We start from the raw sequence: 21,249 nt of genomic DNA, 5'->3' as shown, positions 1-21,249 counted from the left end.
ATTGATTAACTCTCCAGAGAAGCGAGCCAGTTACGCCAGCCGCCGAATTCGGTAATCTCCAGCGCGTGCGTCAGCGCGGAACCTTCACAAATAAACCCTTTCACCACGCGACCATCGGCAAGCGTGAGGCTGCCAATGCCTAGGGGTTGTGGGATTTCGGCCACGAATTCGCCAAAGCGCGCCAGGGGGATATCCCAGAGCTCGACGGCGATGGCGGCGCCCTGTTCCGCCCGCATCAGTCCCGGCTTTTTGACCGGGCCATCCAGCAGGGCAAACAGGCGATACTGGCTGGCCGTCTGGGTCTCTTCTACCCGGACGGCCTGGCGTTGCGTGAGCTGAAAGTTAAGTGGCATGCCGGTCAGGTGCGCGCCCACGACCGCAAGACGAACGTGGTCGTCCGAAGGGGGAAGCGGCGCAGGTTCAGGGGGTTGGGCCTTGCCAGTGGCGCCGCGCGGCAGGGCCATAGCCTGCTGCCAGCGCAGGCCAAACTGCGCCAGCGCGCGGTCATGCCAGGCGGGGGCGATGAGCGTAATGCCCGCGGGCAGATCGTCGTTTCTGAAAGGGGCAGGCAGCGCCAGTGCGGCAAGATCGGCCAGATTGGTAAAGTTGGTGTAAGTACCAAAATGTGAGTTGTAAATCACCGGCTCCTGCTGCATCTCATCCAGGGTATAGATCGTGGGGGACGTGGGCACGACCAGCGCATCAAACGGTGCCAGAGCCTGCTGAATCTGGCGCGCCAGCCGGGCACGCAGGTATTCGGCCTCGAAGGCCTCGACGGCACTGTATTTCAGACCCGTCGAGATAATGCTGTGCACCACCGGATCCATCTTCTCCGGGTGGTTGAGCATCTCGCCTACGGCAGCGGTACGCTCTGCCACCCACGGGCCGTAGTAGAGCTGTTCGGCGAGCTGCGTGAAGGGGGTGAAATCAATCGGATGCAGCGTGGCGCCGCTGTCCTGCAGTGCGGTCAGCGCGGCGTCCCAGGCCGCTTCGGCAGCTGCATCATCAAAAAACACGGGGGCGGCAGGAATTGCGAAATCAGGACGAGATTTCATGCCCGCGGGCGCCGTACGAGGATGAACGCGCGAATAGGCATCCTGAGCATCGTATCCTCCCGCCAGGCTGGCGACGCGAAACGCATCGTCCACCGTCAGCGCAAAGACGGAAATCGTGTCGTTCAGGCGGCAGGCAGGAACGACACCGCGCGCAGACAGCCAGCCCTTGGTCGGTTTCAGACCGACAATATTGTTGAAACCGGCGGGCACCCGGCCAGAACCGGCGGTATCGGTACCCAAAGAGAACGCCACCAGCCCTCGAGCCAGTACCGAGGCCGATCCCGAACTGGAGCCGCCGCTTACAAAGTCCGGGTCGAAGGTGTTACATACCGCGCCGTAAGGTGAACGTGTACCGACCAGTCCGGTAGCAAACTGGTCGAGGTTAGTTTTCCCCATCACCACCGCGCCCGCCGCTTTAAGCTGTGCCACCACAAAGGCATCCTCGGCGGCGATATAACGGAATGCAGGGCAGGCTGCCGTTGTCGGCCAGCCAGCCACGTCAATGTTATCTTTCACGGCAAAGGGAACACCGAACAGTGGCAGGGCATCCGGATCCTGCTGGTAACGCGCCAGGAGCGGCTCAGTTTGCGCTATTAACTGGGCGGGAGTGGCAAGACAGATCCACGCATTATCGTCTGGATCCAGCTCAGAAAGGTGTTCAGCCAGCAGCGTGTGAACCTGCTCCGGGTGTTGCCGAACGCGTTGCTGCCAGTCATTAAGGGTCAAACCGAATGTCGAAGCCATGCAGTGAATTCCAACAGGTATACAAGATGGGATTCAACAGAGCAAAGGACGTGCCAGAATTTTAATGCCATGAATCAATGAGATAATTCGAACATCCATAAGAAGATGTGATGATAAAACGCACAGTTGTCGCGCAGGCAGTGTGACATCAGGGTGCGTTAAAGCGGTGCGAAGGTAAATTTTGTGAAGAACATGGCAAGAGTGGCTTCCCCTGGTTAGCATGAATAACGTCTGGCACAGAGCCAGCGCCCAGCAACAGAGGAGATTTACGTGGAGAAGTGGCGTAACTGGATGATAGGGATCTGCCTGGTCAGCACGGCCGGCAGCGCATGGGCTGATTCGCTTGATCAACAACGGCAACGATATCAACAAATTAAGCAGGCCTGGGACAGTAATCAGATGGCAACAGTTGAACAGCTGTTACCGACGCTACAGGATTATCCGCTTTATCCTTATTTAGAATACCGTCTGCTGGCGCAGGACCTGGACCAGGAAACCAGCCTGGCAGTACAAAATTTTATTCAAAAGTATCCGACTTTACCGCCAGCGCGCTCGCTGAAAACGCGTTTTGTTAACGTACTGGCGCATCGTCAGGACTGGCAAGGCGTGCTTAACTTCAGCCCCGACGAGCCCACGCCGGTGCAGGCACGTTGTAACTGGTACTATGCCAAATGGTCAACCGGAAAGCAGCAGGCGGCATTTGACGGTGCCAAAGCCATTTGGCTGCGCGGCACGGCCCTGCCGAATGACTGTGATAAGCTCTTCTCCGTGTGGCAGGCCAGCGGTCAGCTTTCTCCCATCACTATTCTTGAACGTATCCGCCTGGCAATGAAAGCGGGCAATGACAGTCTGGTCAGCTATCTGGCCAAAACGCTGCCTGCCGATTACAAGACGATGTCGGATGCATTACTGGCGTTGCAGAAAGATCCTCAGTCCGTCACGACCTTTGCCAACAGCGTGGGCGCAACCGACTTCACGCGCCAGGCCACGATTTTTGCCTTTACCCGCGTTGCCCGTGCCGATATGGAAACAGCCCGTAGCCTGATCCCTGAGCTGGTGCGCGCGCAAAAAATGGGGCCAGAAGATGAGCAGGCGCTGAAAGAGATTGTCGTCTGGCGGATGATGGGCAGCGATCTGACCTCCGAGCAGGCGCGCTGGCGCGATGCGGTGGTGATGAACAGCGAATCGACCGCGTTAGTAGAACGGCGGGTGCGCCTGGCGCTGAGTGAAAACGATCGTCGTGGCCTGAACACCTGGATTGCGCGTCTGCCGGTTGAAGCGAAAGAGAAAGACGAGTGGCAGTACTGGCAGGCCGATTTGCTTTATTCAAAAGATCGCAAAGAAGAAGCCGATGACATTCTGCGTAAGCTGATGAAAGAGCGCGGTTTTTATCCTATGGTTGCCGCACAACGTTTAGGGGTGGACTATCCTCTTCAGGTCGATGCGGCACCCAAACCTGACGCGGCAACCACCCAGGGGCCAGAACTCGCACGCGTGCGTGAGCTGATGTACTGGGGCATGGACAATCTGGCACGCAGCGAGTGGGCCAACCTGATCGGCAGCAAAACCCATGTCCAGCAGCAGATGCTGGCGCGCTACGCAAGCGAACAGGACTGGTGGGATCTGAGCGTACAGGCCACGATCACCGCGAAAATGTGGGACAGCCTGAAAGAGCGTTTCCCGCTGGCATGGCAGGATCTGTATAAGCAGAACACCCAGGGTAAATCCATTCCGCAGAGTTATGCGATGGCGATTTCCCGTCAGGAAAGTGCATGGAACCCGAAAGCCCGTTCCCCGGTGGGTGCCAGCGGACTGATGCAGATTATGCCGGCGACCGCGACACACACCGTGAAGATGTTTAGCATCCCGGGCTATGTGAACGCGTCTCAGCTGTTCGATCCGCAGACCAACATTCAGATCGGGACGCAATATCTGGAGTATGTTTATCAGCAGTTTGATAAGAACCGGATATTCGCCTCAGCGGCTTACAATGCCGGCCCGGGACGCGTACGGACCTGGCAAGGCAGTACCGCAGGCAATCTCAACGCCGTCGCCTTTATCGAAACCATTCCGTTTTCGGAAACCCGGGGTTACGTGAAGAATGTGCTGGCCTATGATGCGTACTACCGCTACTTCCTGGGTCAGCCGGACAAGATCCTGTCCGATGCTGAGTGGAATCGCCGCTACTAGCTGTGTTAAGCTTCCGTACTCTTTAGCGAGTACGGAAGCCTCTCATGAATCAACCCTCTGTGCCATCCACGACTGACCCGGCTACGGACGCGCACTGGCTGCGTTTTGTTGAGCTGATGCAACAGGCTTTTGCGGATAACCAGGCGCTGCCGCTGTTACAGCTGATGACGACGCCAGATGAACGAGAGTCCTTTGGTACACGCTTGCGTATCATTGAATCGCTGCTGAATGGCGACATCAGCCAGCGTGAACTGAAAAACGAACTGGGCGTGGGGATTGCCACGATTACCCGCGGATCAAACAGCCTGAAAGAGGCGCCTCCGGCACTGAAGCAGTGGCTGGAAGCACACCTGACGCGTCGCTGATTACTGCTGATAGAACGGATGGGTTAGCGGGCAGAGCGCCAGTATCAGAGCCTGGTGGTAAACGCTGGAGCGGCTGAGCAGGCCCTGGGTCAGGGTGCCGATTGCGCCGCCTTTGTGCTTAATATTGTCGATGCCGGTGAGGCGCGCCATCTCCTCACCCAGTTCGCGTCCTTCACGTAGACCGGCCATCACCACCGGCGGCAGGGTAAAACTGGCCGAACGTGACTCTCCCCGCTGTTTCTGGTTTTCCACCACCATCCAGGCAAAAGCGCACTCTTCTTCAATTCCGGCTTCAATCGCCACCCAGAAGTCGGCTTCCGGACGAACCTGACGGGCATTCATCACGCGCTGGCGTGCGCCAGTTCGCGTTTCGAGGTTGGTTAAAGGCTGTGCCGCAACGCCGCTCTCGACCTCGACCCCTTCGATATGGCAGGATCCCTCGCCGAAAACGTCGTTGAATGCCTGAGCAATCGCACGAATCTTCGCTGGATTGATGGTAGCTGCGACAACATGGTACATAATTAATTGAACCCTCAGGTAATTAAGGCGATTTTGGTCGCAGTATAACGGAAACTAAGCATGCTACAGGTCTATCTTGTTCGTCACGGTGAAACGGTATGGAATGCAGAACGTCGCATTCAAGGGCACTCCGACAGTCCGCTGACGGAAAAAGGTGAGCAACAAGCCCGTCAGGTCGGTGAACGCATCAAAAGCGCCGGTATCACGCATATTATTTCCAGCGATTTAGGGCGCACCCGGCGTACCGCTGAAATCATTGCCGATGCCTGTGGTTGTGATATCACTTTCGACCCGCGACTGCGGGAGCTGAACATGGGCATACTGGAAAAACGATTGCTTGATGAACTGAGCCCGGAAGAAGAGGGCTGGCGTGCTTCGCTGGTTAACGGCAGCGAGGGCGGCCGCATTCCTCAGGGCGAATCCATGACGGAACTGGCGCAGCGTATGCAGGAGGCACTTAATGCCTGCCTGGCGCTGCCGGCAGGGAGCCGCCCGCTACTGGTCAGCCACGGCATGGCGCTGGGCGTGCTGGTCAGCACCATTCTGGGGCTACCGGCCTATGCCGAACGTCGCCTGCGCCTGCGCAATTGTTCGATTTCCCGCGTTGATCATCAGCAGAGCGCATGGCTGGCACAGGGTTGGGTCGTGGAAACGGCGGGTGATATTGCCCACCTCGACGAACCCGCGATGGACGAGCTTCAGCGTTAATCGGTGATGCCGTCATTACGACGGCATCACACCAGGCATTAACGGCGAATCGGGATCAGATATTCACAACGAATCTCTGTAGGCGGTTCGCTGCGCTTTTTACCGCCGTGGGTAATAAAGCGTTCGATGTCCTGCCCCATGCGGCGCGTCAGGCCCAGCGTCGGCATGCAGGTACCGTATAACAACAGAATAAACTCCTGAAGTTCAACGCGCGGACCGCTGTAGTTGAACTGAACGTAATCCCCGGCTTCAAGAATGACCTTCTGGCCCGAATGCATATTGGTCGCGCTGTCGGTTGGCACGGCTGTGGTGTACAGAATCTCCTGCTCATCGTCTTTTTCATGACTGGCACGGACCTGGTGCAGACCGTAGAGCACGGGCGGAACCGTATCCGTTTCCAACAGAAACTGTTTCCAGAAATGGACACGCATTTCATCGCGGTAGCTGGAAATTTGTTCCAGGGTACAGGTGTAGCTCTGTGTCTGTCCCACCAGAACGGTCTCCGGCAGGGTGACGAACTGCGATTCCGGCTGCTGATCGTTTCCTAACCGAATGGGTGGGCGAATACCAAATGAATTCCAGTCAGACGAGCGGCGATACCATGCAGGTGTTTGATTAAACTGCTTTTTAAAGGCTCGTGTAAAGGTCTGCTGTGAATCAAACCGATATTGCAAAGCAATATCGAGAATCGGGCGGCTGGTCAGGCGAAGTGCCACCGCGGCTTTGGAAAGACGTCGTGCCCGGATATAGGCGCCAATGGCGTGTCCGGTAACGTCTTTAAACATCCGTTGTAGATGCCATTTAGAATAACCGGCTTTAGTGGAAACGTTATCCAGTGAAAGTGGTTGATCCAAATGGCTCTCCAGCCAGGCAAGCAAATCGCGAATGATACCGGCTTGGTCCATAAAACATCCTCATACTCTGGTGGCGCAGCTAAATGAAGTCGACGAATAATAGCACTTATTGCTTTAAAGACATGTTTGGTTTTGACTGGGATGGTTGTGCTATCTACGCGGGAATTTATACCCTTTTTACGTTGGTTATTGTATCGATTGACAGTACATTACATGCTCATCTATTACATTTGCAATGGTAACTCAATGACAATACCTCGTCTCCTGCTCGTCACCTTCGCGGGTTTGCTGTTTTCCAGTCCGCTTCTGGCTGAAGAGATTGGCTCCGTCGACACTGTGTTTAAGATGTTTGGACCCGACCACAAAATTGTGGTTGAGGCATTCGACGATCCCGACGTAAAAAATGTCACCTGCTACATCAGCCGGGCGAAAACAGGCGGTATCAAGGGCGGGCTGGGATTAGCGGAAGATACATCAGACGCGGCCATTTCGTGTCAGCAAATCGGGCCGGTAGAACTGAGCGAGAAAATTGCCAAAGGCAAAGCACAGGGTGACGTAGTGTTTCGTCAGCGCACATCGCTGATCTTCAAGAAACTGCAGGTCGTGCGTTTCTTTGACAGCAAGCGTAACGCATTAATTTATCTGGCTTACTCAGATAAAGTGGTGGATGGTTCACCTAAAAATGCGCTAAGCGCCGTACCGATTATGCCGTGGCACTAAGGCAATCATTAAACGCCCGTAAGGGCGTTAAATGATTGCCAGCTTAATCCTGCAGGTCACCACAGAAACGATAACCTTCGCCGTGAATGGTGGCGATGATTTCAGGGGTATCTGGCGTGGATTCAAAATGTTTACGGATACGACGGATTGTCACGTCAACAGTACGGTCGTGTGGCTTGAGATCGCGTCCGGTCATTTTCTTCAGCAAATCAGCACGCGTCTGAATCTTGCCGGGGTTTTCGCAGAAGTGCAGCATGGCACGGAACTCACTGCGCGGCAGTTTGTACTGCTCACCGTTGGGATTGATGAGTGAGCGGCTGTTGATGTCCAGCTCCCAGCCGTTGAACTTATAGCTTTCAACCTGGCGACGCTCTTCATTGGGTAAAGGCAAATTCATGGTGCGCAACAGCAGGTTACGTGCACGAATAGTTAATTCGCGAGGGTTAAACGGCTTAGTAATGTAGTCGTCTGCACCAATTTCCAGCCCAAGAATTTTATCGACTTCGTTATCGCGTCCGGTCAGGAACATCAATGCGACATTGGCTTGCTCACGCAGTTCACGTGCCAGTAACAGGCCGTTTTTACCCGGCAGATTGATGTCCATAATAACCAGATTGACATCATTATCGGTCAACACCTGGTGCATCTCTGCACCATCGGTCGCTTCGTACACGACATAACCTTCCGCCTCAAAAATGCTTTTGAGGGTATTGCGCGTGACCAGTTCGTCTTCAACGATGAGAATGTGCGGGGTCTGCATGTTTAGCTACCTAATTTTGCCAACTAAATTGAAAACAGGGCGTACAGCGGTTAGGTGCTCTCCAGTGCGGAGAACGGCAAGCTTTGCTGAACCGTTGTACAAAAGTAAATTTTGATAAGCTTTTATCAAGGTCAACAACCGTATTCGCCAGCCTGCCGGGGTAAAAATTCCATGCCCTGCGGAATAATAATTTGAAACACATACTAACTGTATTAACAGCAACCTAACAGCAATAACAACAACTGGTAAGCATAAAAACAACGCTTCGTTGACTTATATCAAATGCAATTGTAGCACGTTAACATTTCTGTGAAAAACATCTCAAAAAATAGCGTGCTGGCTGACATTACGTCTCATTTTTGTCCCCGCCAGCCCGGCTTATCACTAAATATGATGTTAGAAACTTACTATTACAGTGGACTGAAATGAAAGGCTTTTATTTTGAAGGTTTTGATAATGTGCACTTTATGATAAAAAGGCGCGCTCCGGCCTTTTTTAACGTGTTTTAACATGTATGTCAGAGTCTTAACATGACCACCTATATCCCTCAATAAAGCAGGTGCGTGTTACACTAGCAGCGTGCACATTTACTGATGGAATGATCATGCTTTTTCCTCTTATCCTCGTCTCACCTGCCCGGGCAGAAAATATTGGCGCGGCGGCGCGTGCCATGAAAACCATGGGCTTTAATGAAATGCGTATTGTTGCCAGTGATGCATGGCAGGATCCGGCCGCCCGCCGCGTAGCTCATGGCGCAGGTGATATTCTGGACAGGATAAAAACCTTTGATACGCTGGCCGAAGCGCTGGCAGACATCGACTTTTCCGTCGCCACGACCGCGCGAAGTCGGGCCAGGTTCCGCTATTATGCAACGCCGCAGCAGGTGGAAGCGCAACTGCGGGAAAAACGTCAGTGGGTAAACAGCATGGCATTGGTATTTGGCCGTGAAGACAGCGGGCTGACCAATGAAGAGCTGGAGCAGGTTGACCTGCTCACCGGCATTCCAATGGCAAACGATTATCCTTCACTGAACCTGGGGCAGGCCGTTATGGTTTACTGTTACCAGCTGTCGGCGCTCAATCAGGTGGCTGCGCCTGTCGCCCCAGCGGCCGATGGTCAGCAGCTCCAAGCCCTGCGCCAGCGGTTTGAACAGTTACTGAGCCGGTTAGAGGTGAGTGACGACAATAAAATGGCCGACTGGATTAATCAGCGTATTGGCCTGTTAGAGCAGCGCGACAGTGCGATGTTGCACCGTTTGTTGCATGACGTGGAAAAAAAGCTGGCAGATAAATCCTCGGGTTAAGCGTGACTATACAGTCACAGATGTTAACGAAACGCGGTATAACAAACGATTCACCAGGCTTTTTTTGTTTAACAGCATGCTAAACATTGTGGTCTGTATTTGCGCAACGGATAAAACCGTTGACTTAATGTGCGCTTTGCTTTACTTCTTGACGCAGACGGACAATCAATGACAGACAGAAAAAATAAATCTGAATGCGTAATCACAGCCTGAACACCACAATTATTACCACCACCATTACCATTACGATCGGTAAAGGGGCGGGCTGACGCATCCAGGAAAAACAGAAAAGAAGCCCGCACCTCACGAGTGCGGGTTTTTTTTTGACTCAAAATCAGGAGAGTTGACATCATGCGAGTGCTGAAATTCGGTGGGACCTCGGTTGCTAATGCAGAGCGTTTTCTGCGCGTGGCCGATATTCTGGAAAGTAATGCGCAACAGGGACAGGTTGCCACCGTGCTTTCTGCGCCCGCTAAGATTACCAACCATCTGGTCGCGATGATCGAAAAAACCATTAGCGGTCAGGATGCGCTGCCGAATATCAGTGACGCGACGCGCATCTTTGCGGAGCTGCTGCAGGGGCTGGCCGAGGCGCAACCCGGTTTCGACTATGACGGGCTTAAAAGCCGCGTAGACAGCGAGTTTGCTCAGCTTAAACAGGTGCTGCACGGGATCAGCCTGTTGGGACAGTGCCCTGACAGCGTCAACGCCGCGATGATCTGTCGTGGTGAGAAGCTCTCGATTGCGATTATGGAAAAGCTGCTTGAGGCACGAGGTTATGGCGTCAGCGTTATCGATCCGGTCGAGAAGCTGTTAGCCATCGGCCACTATCTCGAGTCTACCGTGGATATCGCAGAATCAACCCGCCGCATCGAAGCCAGTAAAATTCCGGCTGAAAATATGATCCTGATGGCCGGTTTTACCGCCGGTAATGAGCGGGGCGAGCTGGTGGTGCTGGGCCGAAACGGTTCCGACTACTCTGCTGCCGTGTTGGCGGCTTGTCTGCGTGCCGATTGCTGCGAAATCTGGACCGACGTAGACGGGGTTTATACCTGCGATCCCCGTCAGGTGCCGGATGCCCGCCTGCTCAAATCCATGTCATACCAGGAGGCGATGGAGCTCTCCTATTTCGGGGCGAAAGTCCTGCATCCACGGACTATCGCGCCTATCGCCCAGTTCCAGATCCCTTGCCTGATCAAAAACACGGCCAATCCGCAGGCCCCAGGTACGCTGATCAGCGCCAATGGTGAACAGGATGAATTCCCGGTTAAGGGCATCACCAACCTGAATAATATGGCGATGTTTAACGTGTCTGGCCCGGGGATGAAAGGCATGGTGGGCATGGCCGCCCGCGTGTTCGCGACCATGTCACGCACCGGGATTTCAGTGGTGTTAATCACCCAGTCTTCTTCTGAATACAGCATCAGCTTCTGTGTTCCTCAGAGCGAGCAGGCGCGAGCGCGCCGTGTGCTGGAAGACGAATTCTATCTTGAACTGAAAGATGGATTGCTGGATGCGCTGGACGTTATCGAAAATCTGGCGGTGATCTCGGTTGTAGGGGATGGCATGCGCACCCTGCGCGGGATTTCAGCGAAATTCTTCTCTGCCCTGGCGCGCGCCAATATCAACATTATCGCTATCGCTCAGGGATCGTCTGAACGCTCTATTTCGGTCGTGGTCAATAATGATGACGTCACCACGGGCGTGCGCGTCGTGCATCAGATGCTGTTTGCCACCGACCAGGTGATTGAGGTTTTTGTGGTGGGCGTCGGCGGAGTCGGCGGCGCCCTGCTGGATCAGCTGCATCGCCAGCAGACGTGGCTTAAACAAAAGCACATCGATCTCCGCGTTTGCGGCATTGCGAATTCCCGGGCGCTGTTAACCAACGTGCACGGTATCGATCTCAGCGACTGGAAAGGCGAAATGGCGCAGGCCAAAGAGCCGTTTAACCTGGGGCGCTTAATTCGCCTGGTTAAAGAGTATCATTTACTGAATCCGGTGATTGTGGACTGTACCTCGAGCCAGGCGGTTGCCGACCAGTACGCAGATTTTCTGGCGGAAGGTTTTCACGTGGTCACGCCGAATAAAAAGGCCAACACCTCGTCGTGGGAATACTATCAGAAGATGCGTGTGGCGGCGGCGGGATCGCGTCGTAAGTTCCTGTATGACACTAACGTCGGCGCGGGTTTACCCGTCATTGAGAACCTGCAAAATCTGCTCAATGCAGGCGATGAGTTGATCAGGTTCTCTGGAATTTTATCAGGATCGCTATCCTATATTTTTGGCAAGCTGGATGAAGGTGTATCGCTGTCAGAAGCGACCAGGATGGCACGCGAGATGGGCTTTACCGAGCCCGATCCTCGCGACGATCTCTCAGGTACGGATGTCGCGCGCAAGCTGCTGATTCTGGCGCGTGAAGCGGGGCATTCGCTCGAAATGAGCGACATTGAAATCGAACCCCTGCTGCCCGCGCATCTGAATGCCATCGCCGATGTTGACCAGTTTATGGCGCAGTTACCCGAAGCCGATGCGGCGATTGCAGCCAGGGTGGAACAGGCACGTGCTGAAGGCAAAGTGCTGCGTCTGGTTGGCGTGATCGAAGAGGGCGGGGCATGTAAAGTGAAGATCGATGCGGTTGACGGTAACGATCCGCTTTTCAAAGTCAAAAATGGCGAAAACGCGCTGGCCTTTTACAGCCGCTATTATCAGCCGATTCCGTTAGTATTGCGCGGATACGGTGCAGGAAACGATGTGACAGCTGCGGGCGTGTTTGCCGATCTGCTGCGCACACTGTCATGGAAGTTGGGAGTGTAATGATGGTAAAAATTTATGCGCCGGCCTCAATCGGTAACGTCAGCGTGGGTTTTGACGTGCTGGGCGCGGCGGTATCGCCAGTGGATGGTACATTGCTGGGTGACTGCGTGTCGGTCGAGGCGGCCGACAGCTTTAGCCTAAGCAATGCGGGACGTTTTGTCAGTAAGCTGCCCAGCGATCCCAAAGAGAACATCGTCTATCAGTGCTGGCAGCGTTTCTGTGAAGCGATTGGCAAAACCGTACCTGTAGCGATGACGCTGGAAAAAAATATGCCGATCGGCTCCGGCCTCGGCTCCAGCGCCTGCTCCGTGGTGGCTGGCCTGATGGCGATGAATGAATTTTGTGGTAACCCGCTTGATGAAACTCAGCTCCTGACCCTGATGGGAGAACTGGAAGGGCGCATCTCCGGTAGCGTACATTACGATAATGTCGCGCCCTGCTTCCTTGGCGGTATTCAGCTGATGCTGGAAGAAAACGGCATTATCAGTCAGGCCGTACCCGGATTTGACGACTGGCTGTGGGTCATGGCCTATCCGGGTATTAAAGTCTCGACGGCGGAAGCGCGGGCGATTTTACCTGCGCAGTATGCAAAGCAGGACTGCATCAAACACGGTCGTCTGCTGGCAGGCTTTGTTCACGCCTGTCATACGCGCCAACCCGCGCTGGCGGCTAAACTTATGCAGGATGTCATTGCTGAGCCTTATCGTACTCAGCTGCTACCGGGCTTTGCCGAGGCTCGCCAGGCCGCGCAGGATATTGGCGCGCTGGCCTGTGGAATATCGGGCTCCGGCCCCACGCTATTTGCCGTTTGCAACCAGATGGAAACGGCGCAGCAGATGGCCGACTGGCTGAGCCAGCACTATCTGCAGAACGATGAAGGCTTCGTCCATATCTGCCGTCTTGATACGGCTGGCGCACGTAAACTGGGATAACGCATGAAACTCTACAACCTTAAGGATCATAACGAGCAGGTCAGCTTCGCCCAGGCGGTGAAACAAGGTCTGGGTTCACAGCAAGGGCTGTTTTTTCCGCTCGAACTGCCGGAATTTGAACTGACCGACATTGATGCCATGCTGGAAATGGATTTTGTTACCCGCAGCAGTAAAATCCTTTCAGCCTATATCGGGGATGAAATCCCGGCAGCGCACCTGACTGAACGCCTGAAAACCGCGTTCACCTTCCCGGCGCCGGTTAAGGCCGTCAGCGACGACATTGCCTGCCTGGAGTTGTTCCACGGCCCGACGCTGGCGTTCAAAGATTTTGGCGGCCGCTTCATGGCGCAGATGCTGTCATACGTCAGCGGGTCCGATGAGCAAATTACCATTCTGACGGCGACGTCCGGCGATACCGGTGCTGCCGTGGCTCACGCCTTTTACGGTATGGAGAATGTGCGTGTTGTCATCCTCTATCCGCAGGGGAAAATCAGCCCGTTACAGGAGAAGTTGTTCTGCACGCTGGGCGGCAACATCGAAACCATTGCGATTGACGGCGATTTTGACGCCTGCCAGTCGCTGGTTAAGCAGGCGTTTGACGATCAGGCGCTGAAAAAGGCGATCGGCCTGAACTCCGCTAACTCGATTAACATCAGCCGCCTGCTGGCGCAGATTTGCTACTACTTTGAAGCGGTTGCCCAACTGCCGCAGGAGAAGCGTAATCAGCTGGTGGTCTCCGTGCCAAGCGGAAACTTTGGTGATTTAACGGCCGGCCTGCTGGCGAAATCACTCGGCCTGCCGATTAAACGCTTTATCGCCGCGACCAACGCCAACGATACGGTGCCACGTTTCCTGGGCAAGGGTGAATGGCAGCCTAACGCCACCGTGGCGACGCTGTCGAATGCTATGGACGTTAGCCAGCCAAACAACTGGCCGCGTGTGGAAGAGCTGTTCCGCCGCAAAACCTGGCGTCTGAGCGATCTGGCTTACGGTGCGGTAACGGACGATGTTACGCGTGAAGCGATGCGCGAGCTGGCGAAGCTGGGTTACGTCTCTGAGCCGCATGCGGCAATTGCCTGGCGTCTGTTGCGTGACCAGTTGCAGGAAGGGGAGTTTGGTTTATTCCTCGGAACGGCCCATCCGGCTAAGTTCCTGGAGAGCGTGGAAAGCATTCTGGATCAGAAACTGGCATTGCCTGCCGAGCTGGCTGAGCGCGCGGATCTGCCCCTGCTGTCGCATCAGATGGGCGCAGATTTTGCCCAACTACGGGCGTTTCTGCTCAAGTAATGCTCTGTCAGTCAGGATGAGGTGGGCTGACCACCTCATCGCTTTTGCAGGGCTAATGCGTCGGGCTGTTGTTACTGTTCGGCGCGTTTAAACACCATCTCATTCTCACGGCTTTCCTCAGCCGCAAAAGCATAGCCATCCACGTCGAACCGCGTAAGCTGCTCTGGCTTCGTCAGGCGATTCTGAATGATGTAACGGCTCATCAGTCCCCGCGCTTTTTTCGCATAGAAACTGATCACTTTGAATTTGCCATTTTTCTCATCCAGAAAGACCGGTTTAATCAGGCGCGCCTGCAGTTTCTTGGGTTTGATGGCTTTGAAGTACTCATCGGAAGCCAGATTAATCAGCACGTCATCGCCCTGACTGGCCAACGCGTCGTTCAGTTTTTCCGTTAACAGATCGCCCCAGAAGCTGTAGAGATCCTGACCGGCCGGGTTAGCCAGTTTGATGCCCATCTCCAGCCGATAGGGCTGCATTAAATCCAGCGGCCGCAGCAGGCCGTAAAGTCCGGACAGCATACGCAGATGCTGCTGGGCAAAGTCGAAATCTTGCTCGCTAAACGTCTCAGCCTGTAAACCGGTATAGACATCACCTTTAAACGCCAGAATAGCCTGACGGGCATTCTTCAGATTGAAATCCGGCTGCCAGCTGTTAAAGCGGTCAGCGTTTAAGTGTGCCAGCTTGTCGCTAATGCTCATCAGTGAAGCGACCTGTGCCGGCGAGAGCTTACGCGCAATTTCAATCAGCTGTTGTGACTTTTCTAACAGCGCGGGCTGGGTAAAACGCTGCGTTGTCAGGGGGCTTTCATAATCCAGCGTCTTGGCAGGAGAAATCACCATCAACATCGTCGCTTCCTCAATGAGTCCCTTTTTTTAAGGGGTTAGCCTGTAATTGTTGCCTGCGAGTGTAGCAAAAAAGCCGCAAGGATCGGCAAATCACTCCTATTTGTTCGCGCTATCGTAAACGGCATTCCCTGACCTTGCACCACCGTTACCGCGTGATATTATCCCAACAGCCTTTTATCACCCTGACAGTTAACTAAGAGAAAAAACATGACGGACAAACTGACCTCCCTGCGTCAACTGACCACCGTAGTGGCCGACACTGGTGATATCGCAGCGATGAAGCTGTATCAGCCTCAGGACGCAACGACCAACCCTTCTCTGATTCTCAATGCTGCTCAAATCCCTGAATACCGCAAACTGATTGATGAAGCGATCGCCTGGGCGCGTCAGCAGAGCAGCGATAAAGAACAACAGCTGCAGCTGGTATCCGACAAGCTGGCCGTTAACATCGGTCTGGAAATTCTTAAGCTGGTGCCAGGCCGTATCTCCACCGAAGTAGATGCTCGCCTTTCTTATGACACCGAAGCCAGCATTGCCAAAGCTCGCAGCCTGATTAAATTGTACAACGATGCCGGTATCAGCAACGATCGTATCCTGATCAAACTGGCCTCCACCTGGCAGGGCATTCGTGCAGCAGAGCAGCTGGAAAAAGAAGGTATCAACTGTAACCTGACCCTGCTGTTCTCCTTCGCTCAGGCGCGTGCCTGTGCTGAAGCGGGTGTTTACCTGATTTCGCCGTTTGTTGGCCGTATCCTCGACTGGTACAAAGCCAACACGGATAAGAAAGAGTACGCGCCACACGAAGATCCTGGCGTGGTGTCCGTGTCTGAAATCTACGATTACTACAAGCAGCACGGTTACGAAACCGTTGTGATGGGCGCCAGCTTCCGTAACGTCGGTGAGATCATCGAACTGGCCGGTTGTGACCGTCTGACCATTTCGCCTGCGCTGCTGAAAGAGCTGGCGGAGAGTGAAGGCACACTGGAGCGTAAGCTGAGCTACAAGGGTGAAGTTAAAGCGCGTCCGGCTAAGATGACAGAATCCGAGTTCCTGTGGCAGCACAATCAGGATCCTATGGCTGTGACCAAGCTGGCCGAAGGCATTCGTAATTTTGCCATCGACCAGGGCAAGCTTGAGAAGATGCTGGCAGAAATGCTGTAATCGTTTTACCGTGGCGGCGCTGTCGCCACGGTTTTCCCTTTCCGCCACCGTTTGTTATTCTTCTTAGTACCTCCTTCCCCATGCACCGCACTGCGGTAAATCACAGCGAATATCATCATGAACACATTACGTATCGGATTGATCTCGGTTTCCGATCGCGCCGCGAACGGGATTTATCAGGATCAGGGGATCCCTGCCCTGGAAGCCTGGCTGAACAGCGCGATCAGCACGCCTTTTGAAGTGGAAACGCGCCTGGTGCCCGATGAGCAGCCCATGATAGAACAGACGATTTGCGAGCTGGTCGATGAGCGTTTTTGCCACCTGGTATTGACCACCGGTGGGACAGGCCCGGCCCGTCGTGATGTTACGCCCGATGCCACGCTGGCCGTTGCCGATCGCGAGATGCCGGGCTTTGGTGAGCAGATGCGGCAAATCAGCCTGCAGTTTGTGCCTACTGCCATTCTGTCGCGTCAGGTAGGGGTAATCCGTAAACAGTCGCTCATTCTCAATCTGCCCGGCCAGCCGAAGTCCATCAGGGAAACCCTTGAAGGCCTGAAAGACGACCAGGGCAAGATAAACGTTCCGGGCATCTTTGCGGCTGTACCTTATTGTTTACAGCTTCTGGAAGGCCCTTACGTGGAGACGCACGCGGATGTGGTAGCAGCTTTTCGCCCCAAAAGCGCGATACGTGAGATAAATAACTAAATATTTTGCTTTTCAGGAATAAGCTACAGGCTAGCTGGTGTGGTGATAAATTGACGGTATAGTAAGCGAATCTTTACAACTGTTTTCACTTTCTCTGGACGCTTATGACCACACTTGAGACACCGCGCCTGAAACCCCAGGATTACAAAACGCTGGCACTCGCGGCGCTGGGTGGCGCGCTGGAATTTTACGACTTCATTATTTTCGTCTTTTTCGCTGCCGTGATCGGCGAGATTTTCTTCCCCAGCGATATTCCTGAATGGCTCCGCCAGCTCCAGACGTTCGCCATTTTTGCAGCGGGCTATCTGGCGCGTCCGCTGGGCGGAATCATCATGGCCCACTTTGGCGATAAAGTGGGACGCAAAAAAATGTTCAGCCTGAGTATTTTGTTGATGGCGCTGCCCACGTTGGCTATGGGCGCACTGCCTGGCTGGGACGCGATTGGCCTGGCGGCCCCCCTGTTAATGCTGCTGATGCGCATGCTACAGGGCGCGGCGATTGGTGGGGAAGTCCCGGGCGCATGGGTTTTTGTGGCGGAGCACGTGCCCTACAAACGTATTGGTATCGCCTGCGGCACGCTGACCGCCGGACTCACTATCGGCATCCTGTTAGGGTCGGTCGTGGCAACCTTAATTAATACCACCATGACCCAGCAGGCCATTCATGATGGCGGCTGGCGTATTCCTTTTTTCCTGGGCGGATTGTTTGGCCTGGGGGCGATGTATCTTCGCCGCTGGCTACATGAAACGCCGGTTTTCATTGAAATGCAGCAGCGTAAAACGCTGGCGCAGGAGCTGCCGCTGAAAACCGTAATCCTTAAACACCAAAAATCGGTCGTGATTTCGATTCTGCTGACCTGGATGCTGTCTGCCTGCATCGTGGTGGTGATTTTAATGGCGCCGGTCTGGCTGCAGAAACAGCATGGTATGGCCCCGGCGCTCACCTTAAAGGCCAACAGCATCGCGATTATCATGTTATGTATCGGGTGCATCGTTGCCGGGCTGTTGGTGGACCGCTTTGGTGCCAGTCGGACGTTAAGCCTCGGTAGCGTGCTGCTGGCATTGTGTAGCGGGATGTTCTATTCCCTCGCGCCTCAGTATCCTGATTACCTGTTTCAGCTCTATGGGCTGGTGGGTTTTAGCGTGGGCGTCGTGGGGATTGTGCCCTTTGTGATGGTACGTGCGTTCCCTGCTGAGGTGCGTTTCACCGGCTTGTCGTTCTCTTATAATCTTTCTTATGCGGTATTTGGTGGCCTGACGCCGATTTGCGTGACGCTGCTGATGAACGTTTCCACCATGGCACCCGGCTGGTATGTCATGACGCTTGCGCTGGTCGGGTTGCTGACCGGTCTCTGGCTCAGACAGGATATCAGCCATGAGCCGAATCTGTGTGACGGGATAAAACAGGCATAAACACGCACGCGGAGCCGGGCTCCGCGTGCTGCCTCGACCATTTGCTTACGCGCCGATGGGCAGAACGATCCGTCCGAAGGTTTCGTTTAGCACTTCACCTATGGCCAGGTAACAGGCGCTGGCACCGCACACCAACCCGACCCAGCCTGCGCAGGGGATCAGCGCGGGAAGATGCGCCAGGTGACCCGTCGCCAGTAACAGGAACAATAACGCCAGCGAGCCGAAAACAAACTGCAGCATCGTTGCGCTCCGCAGCGTGCCAAAGAACATAAACAGGGTAAACAGGCCCCACAGTCCTAGCCAGGCGCCTAAAAAGGTCTCATTGGCCGGTTTCGCCAGCCCCATTTCAGGCAGTAACTGAATAGCCACAAAGCTTAGCCAGAACATGCCGTAAGAGGTAAAGGCCGTCAGTCCAAACGTATTATTCTTTTTAAACGCCAGCAGTCCGGCCAGCACCTGCGCAATCCCACCATAAAACATGCCCATCGCCAGAATGGTCACATCCATGGCAAACAGGCCCGTATTGTGCAAATTCAGTAAAATCGTTGTCATGCCGAATCCCATCAACCCCAGGGGGGCAGGATTGGCCAGTGTTGTCGTTGTCATCGTTCCTCAGCGGTGTTGTTAGCGTAAAAGGCGCTGCCCGCCTCAATGCAGAATAAGCGCGGCGAGCCGCATAATAGTCAGCGTATTCATAGCCGTCTTTGATCCTGGTCTGACAGGGACTGAAAATTTTTTTTCATTTAACCCTTGATGCGCTTCTAAGCGACCCCATTTACTTGTCATCGAGCGTTGTGAACGTTGTAAAAAAAGCATGTGAGGTTGGGTTGAATGTAAACAACCTGCCCACATAAAAGGTTCACAACCCAAACTGGCAACGAATTTAAGTGGGAGATGTTTAGATGGGTAAGATTATTGGTATTGACCTGGGTACAACCAACTCTTGTGTTGCGGTCATGGACGGCACCAAAGCGCGCGTACTCGAAAACGCGGAAGGCGATCGCACCACGCCTTCGATCATCGCTTACACCCAGGATGGGGAAACTCTGGTCGGACAACCGGCTAAACGTCAGGCCGTCACCAACCCGCAGAATACCCTGTTTGCGATTAAGCGCCTGATCGGCCGTCGCTTCCAGGACGAAGAAGTGCAGCGTGATATCAAAATCATGCCATACAAAATTGTGGGTGCCGATAACGGCGACGCATGGCTGGAAGTGAAAGGCCAGAAAATGGCACCGCCGCAGATTTCTGCGGAAGTCCTGAAAAAGATGAAGAAAACGGCTGAAGATTTCCTGGGTGAGCCAGTGACTGAAGCGGTTATCACTGTTCCAGCCTACTTCAACGATGCGCAGCGTCAGGCGACCAAAGATGCCGGCCGTATCGCAGGTCTGGAAGTCAAACGTATCATTAACGAACCTACCGCCGCGGCACTGGCTTACGGTCTGGATAAAGGCCAGGGCAACCGCACGATAGCGGTTTATGACCTGGGTGGCGGTACATTCGATATCTCTATCATCGAAATCGATGAAGTTGATGGCGAGAAAACCTTTGAAGTGCTGGCAACCAACGGTGATACCCACCTGGGTGGTGAGGACTTCGACAGCCGTCTGATCAACTATCTGGTCGCGGAATTTAAGAAAGATCAGGGCATCGATCTGCACAACGATCCGCTGGCGATGCAGCGCCTGAAAGAAGCGGCAGAGAAAGCGAAGATCGAGCTGTCTTCTGCGCAGCAGACCGACGTTAACCTGCCGTACATCACGGCGGACGCAACCGGTCCTAAGCACCTGAACATTAAAGTGACTCGTTCTAAACTGGAATCACTGGTTGAAGATCTGGTTGCTCGCTCTATCGAGCCGCTGAAAGTGGCACTGCAGGACGCCGGACTGTCAGTTTCTGACATCAACGATGTCATCCTGGTCGGTGGTCAGACACGTATGCCACTGGTTCAGGCGAAAGTGACCGAGTTCTTTGGTAAAGAGCCACGTAAAGATGTGAACCCGGACGAAGCGGTTGCCGTAGGTGCTGCGGTACAGGGCGGTGTGTTAGGTGGTGATGTTAAAGACGTTCTGCTGCTGGACGTGACCCCGCTGTCGCTGGGTATCGAAACCATGGGTGGCGTGATGACATCGCTGATCAGCAAGAACACCACCATCCCAACCAAGCACAGCCAGGTGTTCTCGACGGCAGAAGACAACCAGTCTGCCGTAACGATTCACGTGCTGCAGGGTGAACGCAAGCGTGCCAACGACAACAAGTCTTTGGGCCAGTTTAACCTGGACGGCATTCAGGCTGCGCCACGCGGTATGCCGCAGATTGAAGTGACCTTTGACATCGATGCGGACGGTATCCTGCACGTGTCGGCGAAGGACAAAAACAGCGGTAAAGAGCAGAAGATCACCATTAAGGCGTCTTCCGGCCTGAACGAGGACGAGATTGCGAAGATGGTTCGTGATGCTGAAGCGAACGCAGAATCTGACCGTAAGTTCGAAGAGCTGGTGCAGACCCGTAACCAGGGCGACCAGATCGCGCACAGCACACGTAAGCAGCTGGATGAAGCGGGCGACAAGCTGTCAGCTGATGATAAAGCGCCTATCGAAGCTGCACTGAGCGCGCTGGAAACTGCGCTGAAAGGCGAAGATAAAGCAGAGATCGATGCCAAAATGCAGGCGCTGATGGAAGTATCCAGCAAGCTGATGGAAGCGGCACAGCAGTCTCAGGCAGGTGCAGCGGATGCCCACGATGCGTCAGCGAAGAAAGATGACGACGTGGTTGATGCTGAATTCGAAGAAGTGAAAGACAATAAGAAATAATTGCCCCTGACCGGGCGCGACGGTTGCCCTGACAGCCGTTGAAACCAGCACGGGCGTAGGAG

19 protein-coding genes and 1 other annotated feature are annotated in these 21,249 nt (G+C 54.3%); of the genes, 13 read left to right on the top strand and 6 right to left on the bottom strand.

The features are described from left to right. Nucleotides 1–5: 5 nt before the first annotated feature. Nucleotides 6–1,799: an allophanate hydrolase gene (atzF, locus tag P9J57_RS17360; protein ID WP_457196455.1), complete on the bottom strand. Its 1,794-nt coding sequence runs from the start codon at nt 1,797–1,799 to the stop codon at nt 6–8. 270 nt (nt 1,800–2,069) lie between these two features. On the opposite strand from atzF, the gene sltY reads away from it, so the two are divergent. Beyond that, nucleotides 2,070–3,989, top strand: a complete 1,920-nt coding sequence (gene sltY / locus P9J57_RS17355) for a murein transglycosylase (RefSeq protein ID WP_028714803.1) — start codon at nt 2,070–2,072, stop codon at nt 3,987–3,989. A 44-nt stretch (nt 3,990–4,033) separates the two neighbouring features. Then, on the top strand, nt 4,034–4,354 hold the full coding sequence (gene trpR / locus P9J57_RS17350; protein WP_013024543.1) for a trp operon repressor: 321 nt from the start codon (nt 4,034–4,036) through the stop codon (nt 4,352–4,354). Here trpR and yjjX read toward each other — a convergent pair whose 3' ends face one another. Next, entirely contained in the window at nt 4,355–4,873 is a 519-nt protein-coding gene (gene yjjX / locus P9J57_RS17345; protein WP_013024544.1) for an inosine/xanthosine triphosphatase, read from the bottom strand. It abuts the gene before it with no gap. Nucleotides 4,874–4,933: 60 nt separating this feature from the next. Here yjjX and gpmB point away from each other — a divergent pair, with 60 nt between their 5' ends. Further along, nucleotides 4,934–5,581: a 2,3-diphosphoglycerate-dependent phosphoglycerate mutase GpmB gene (gene gpmB / locus P9J57_RS17340; RefSeq protein ID WP_014606621.1), complete on the top strand. Its 648-nt coding sequence runs from the start codon at nt 4,934–4,936 to the stop codon at nt 5,579–5,581. A gap of 38 nt (nt 5,582–5,619) precedes the next feature. Here the strand turns inward: gpmB and robA are convergent, their stop codons facing one another. After that, nucleotides 5,620–6,486, bottom strand: coding sequence for an MDR efflux pump AcrAB transcriptional activator RobA (gene robA / locus P9J57_RS17335; protein ID WP_013024546.1), 867 nt, complete (start codon nt 6,484–6,486; stop codon nt 5,620–5,622). 195 nt (nt 6,487–6,681) lie between these two features. Here robA and creA point away from each other — a divergent pair, with 195 nt between their 5' ends. After that, the gene (gene creA, locus P9J57_RS17330) at nt 6,682–7,155 is read left to right on the top strand and encodes a protein CreA (RefSeq protein ID WP_019106396.1); all 474 of its coding nucleotides are present in this window, start codon (nt 6,682–6,684) and stop codon (nt 7,153–7,155) included. A 43-nt stretch (nt 7,156–7,198) separates the two neighbouring features. Here the strand turns inward: creA and arcA are convergent, their stop codons facing one another. Beyond that, the gene (gene arcA, locus P9J57_RS17325) at nt 7,199–7,915 is read right to left on the bottom strand and encodes a two-component system response regulator ArcA (protein ID WP_013024548.1); all 717 of its coding nucleotides are present in this window, start codon (nt 7,913–7,915) and stop codon (nt 7,199–7,201) included. Between the two features lie 604 nt (nt 7,916–8,519). Here arcA and P9J57_RS17320 point away from each other — a divergent pair. From P9J57_RS17320 to thrC, 5 genes are all read left to right on the top strand, one after another. Then, a complete protein-coding gene (locus tag P9J57_RS17320) occupies nt 8,520–9,218 on the top strand; it encodes a tRNA/rRNA methyltransferase (protein ID WP_014606619.1) in 699 nt (232 codons plus the stop codon). 194 nt (nt 9,219–9,412) lie between these two features. Further along, nucleotides 9,413–9,487: a thr operon leader peptide gene (gene thrL / locus P9J57_RS17315; protein ID WP_109707012.1), complete on the top strand. Its 75-nt coding sequence runs from the start codon at nt 9,413–9,415 to the stop codon at nt 9,485–9,487. Further along, nucleotides 9,420–9,544, top strand: a sequence feature (Thr leader region). It overlaps the preceding gene by 68 nt. A gap of 25 nt (nt 9,545–9,569) precedes the next feature. Next, entirely contained in the window at nt 9,570–12,032 is a 2,463-nt protein-coding gene (thrA, locus tag P9J57_RS17310) for a bifunctional aspartate kinase/homoserine dehydrogenase I (RefSeq protein ID WP_013024550.1), read from the top strand. Between the two features lie 2 nt (nt 12,033–12,034). After that, a complete protein-coding gene (gene thrB / locus P9J57_RS17305) occupies nt 12,035–12,964 on the top strand; it encodes a homoserine kinase (protein WP_024472265.1) in 930 nt (309 codons plus the stop codon). 3 nt (nt 12,965–12,967) lie between these two features. Further along, a complete protein-coding gene (gene thrC, locus P9J57_RS17300; protein WP_013024552.1) occupies nt 12,968–14,251 on the top strand; it encodes a threonine synthase in 1,284 nt (427 codons plus the stop codon). A 71-nt stretch (nt 14,252–14,322) separates the two neighbouring features. On the opposite strand, the gene yaaA is transcribed toward thrC, so the two are convergent. Continuing rightward, complete coding sequence (yaaA, locus tag P9J57_RS17295) at nt 14,323–15,096, bottom strand: peroxide stress protein YaaA (RefSeq protein WP_014592877.1); 774 nt, start codon at nt 15,094–15,096, stop codon at nt 14,323–14,325. A gap of 207 nt (nt 15,097–15,303) precedes the next feature. On the opposite strand from yaaA, the gene tal reads away from it, so the two are divergent. The 3 genes from tal (at nt 15,304) to P9J57_RS17280 (ending at nt 18,374) form a co-directional block, all read left to right on the top strand. After that, nucleotides 15,304–16,257 (top strand): transaldolase, encoded by a 954-nt coding sequence (gene tal / locus P9J57_RS17290; protein WP_013024554.1) that lies wholly within the window; start codon nt 15,304–15,306, stop codon nt 16,255–16,257. Between the two features lie 117 nt (nt 16,258–16,374). Next, nucleotides 16,375–16,962 carry a molybdopterin adenylyltransferase gene (gene mog, locus P9J57_RS17285; RefSeq protein WP_013024555.1) on the top strand — a complete coding sequence of 196 codons (588 nt, stop codon included), beginning with the start codon at nt 16,375–16,377 and terminating at the stop codon, nt 16,960–16,962. Between the two features lie 104 nt (nt 16,963–17,066). Further along, entirely contained in the window at nt 17,067–18,374 is a 1,308-nt protein-coding gene (locus tag P9J57_RS17280) for an MFS transporter (RefSeq protein WP_013024556.1), read from the top strand. A 45-nt stretch (nt 18,375–18,419) separates the two neighbouring features. On the opposite strand, the gene P9J57_RS17275 is transcribed toward P9J57_RS17280, so the two are convergent. Next, the gene (locus P9J57_RS17275; RefSeq protein ID WP_014592880.1) at nt 18,420–18,980 is read right to left on the bottom strand and encodes an acetate uptake transporter; all 561 of its coding nucleotides are present in this window, start codon (nt 18,978–18,980) and stop codon (nt 18,420–18,422) included. A gap of 296 nt (nt 18,981–19,276) precedes the next feature. On the opposite strand from P9J57_RS17275, the gene dnaK reads away from it, so the two are divergent. Beyond that, the gene (gene dnaK, locus P9J57_RS17270; protein WP_013024558.1) at nt 19,277–21,187 is read left to right on the top strand and encodes a molecular chaperone DnaK; all 1,911 of its coding nucleotides are present in this window, start codon (nt 19,277–19,279) and stop codon (nt 21,185–21,187) included. Nucleotides 21,188–21,249 lie beyond the last annotated feature (62 nt).

This window comes from Pantoea sp. nfd-35 (genome assembly GCF_056892255.1).
The sequence above is the reverse complement of the archived record's forward strand: the minus strand, read 5'-3'. Positions and strand labels throughout refer to the sequence as shown.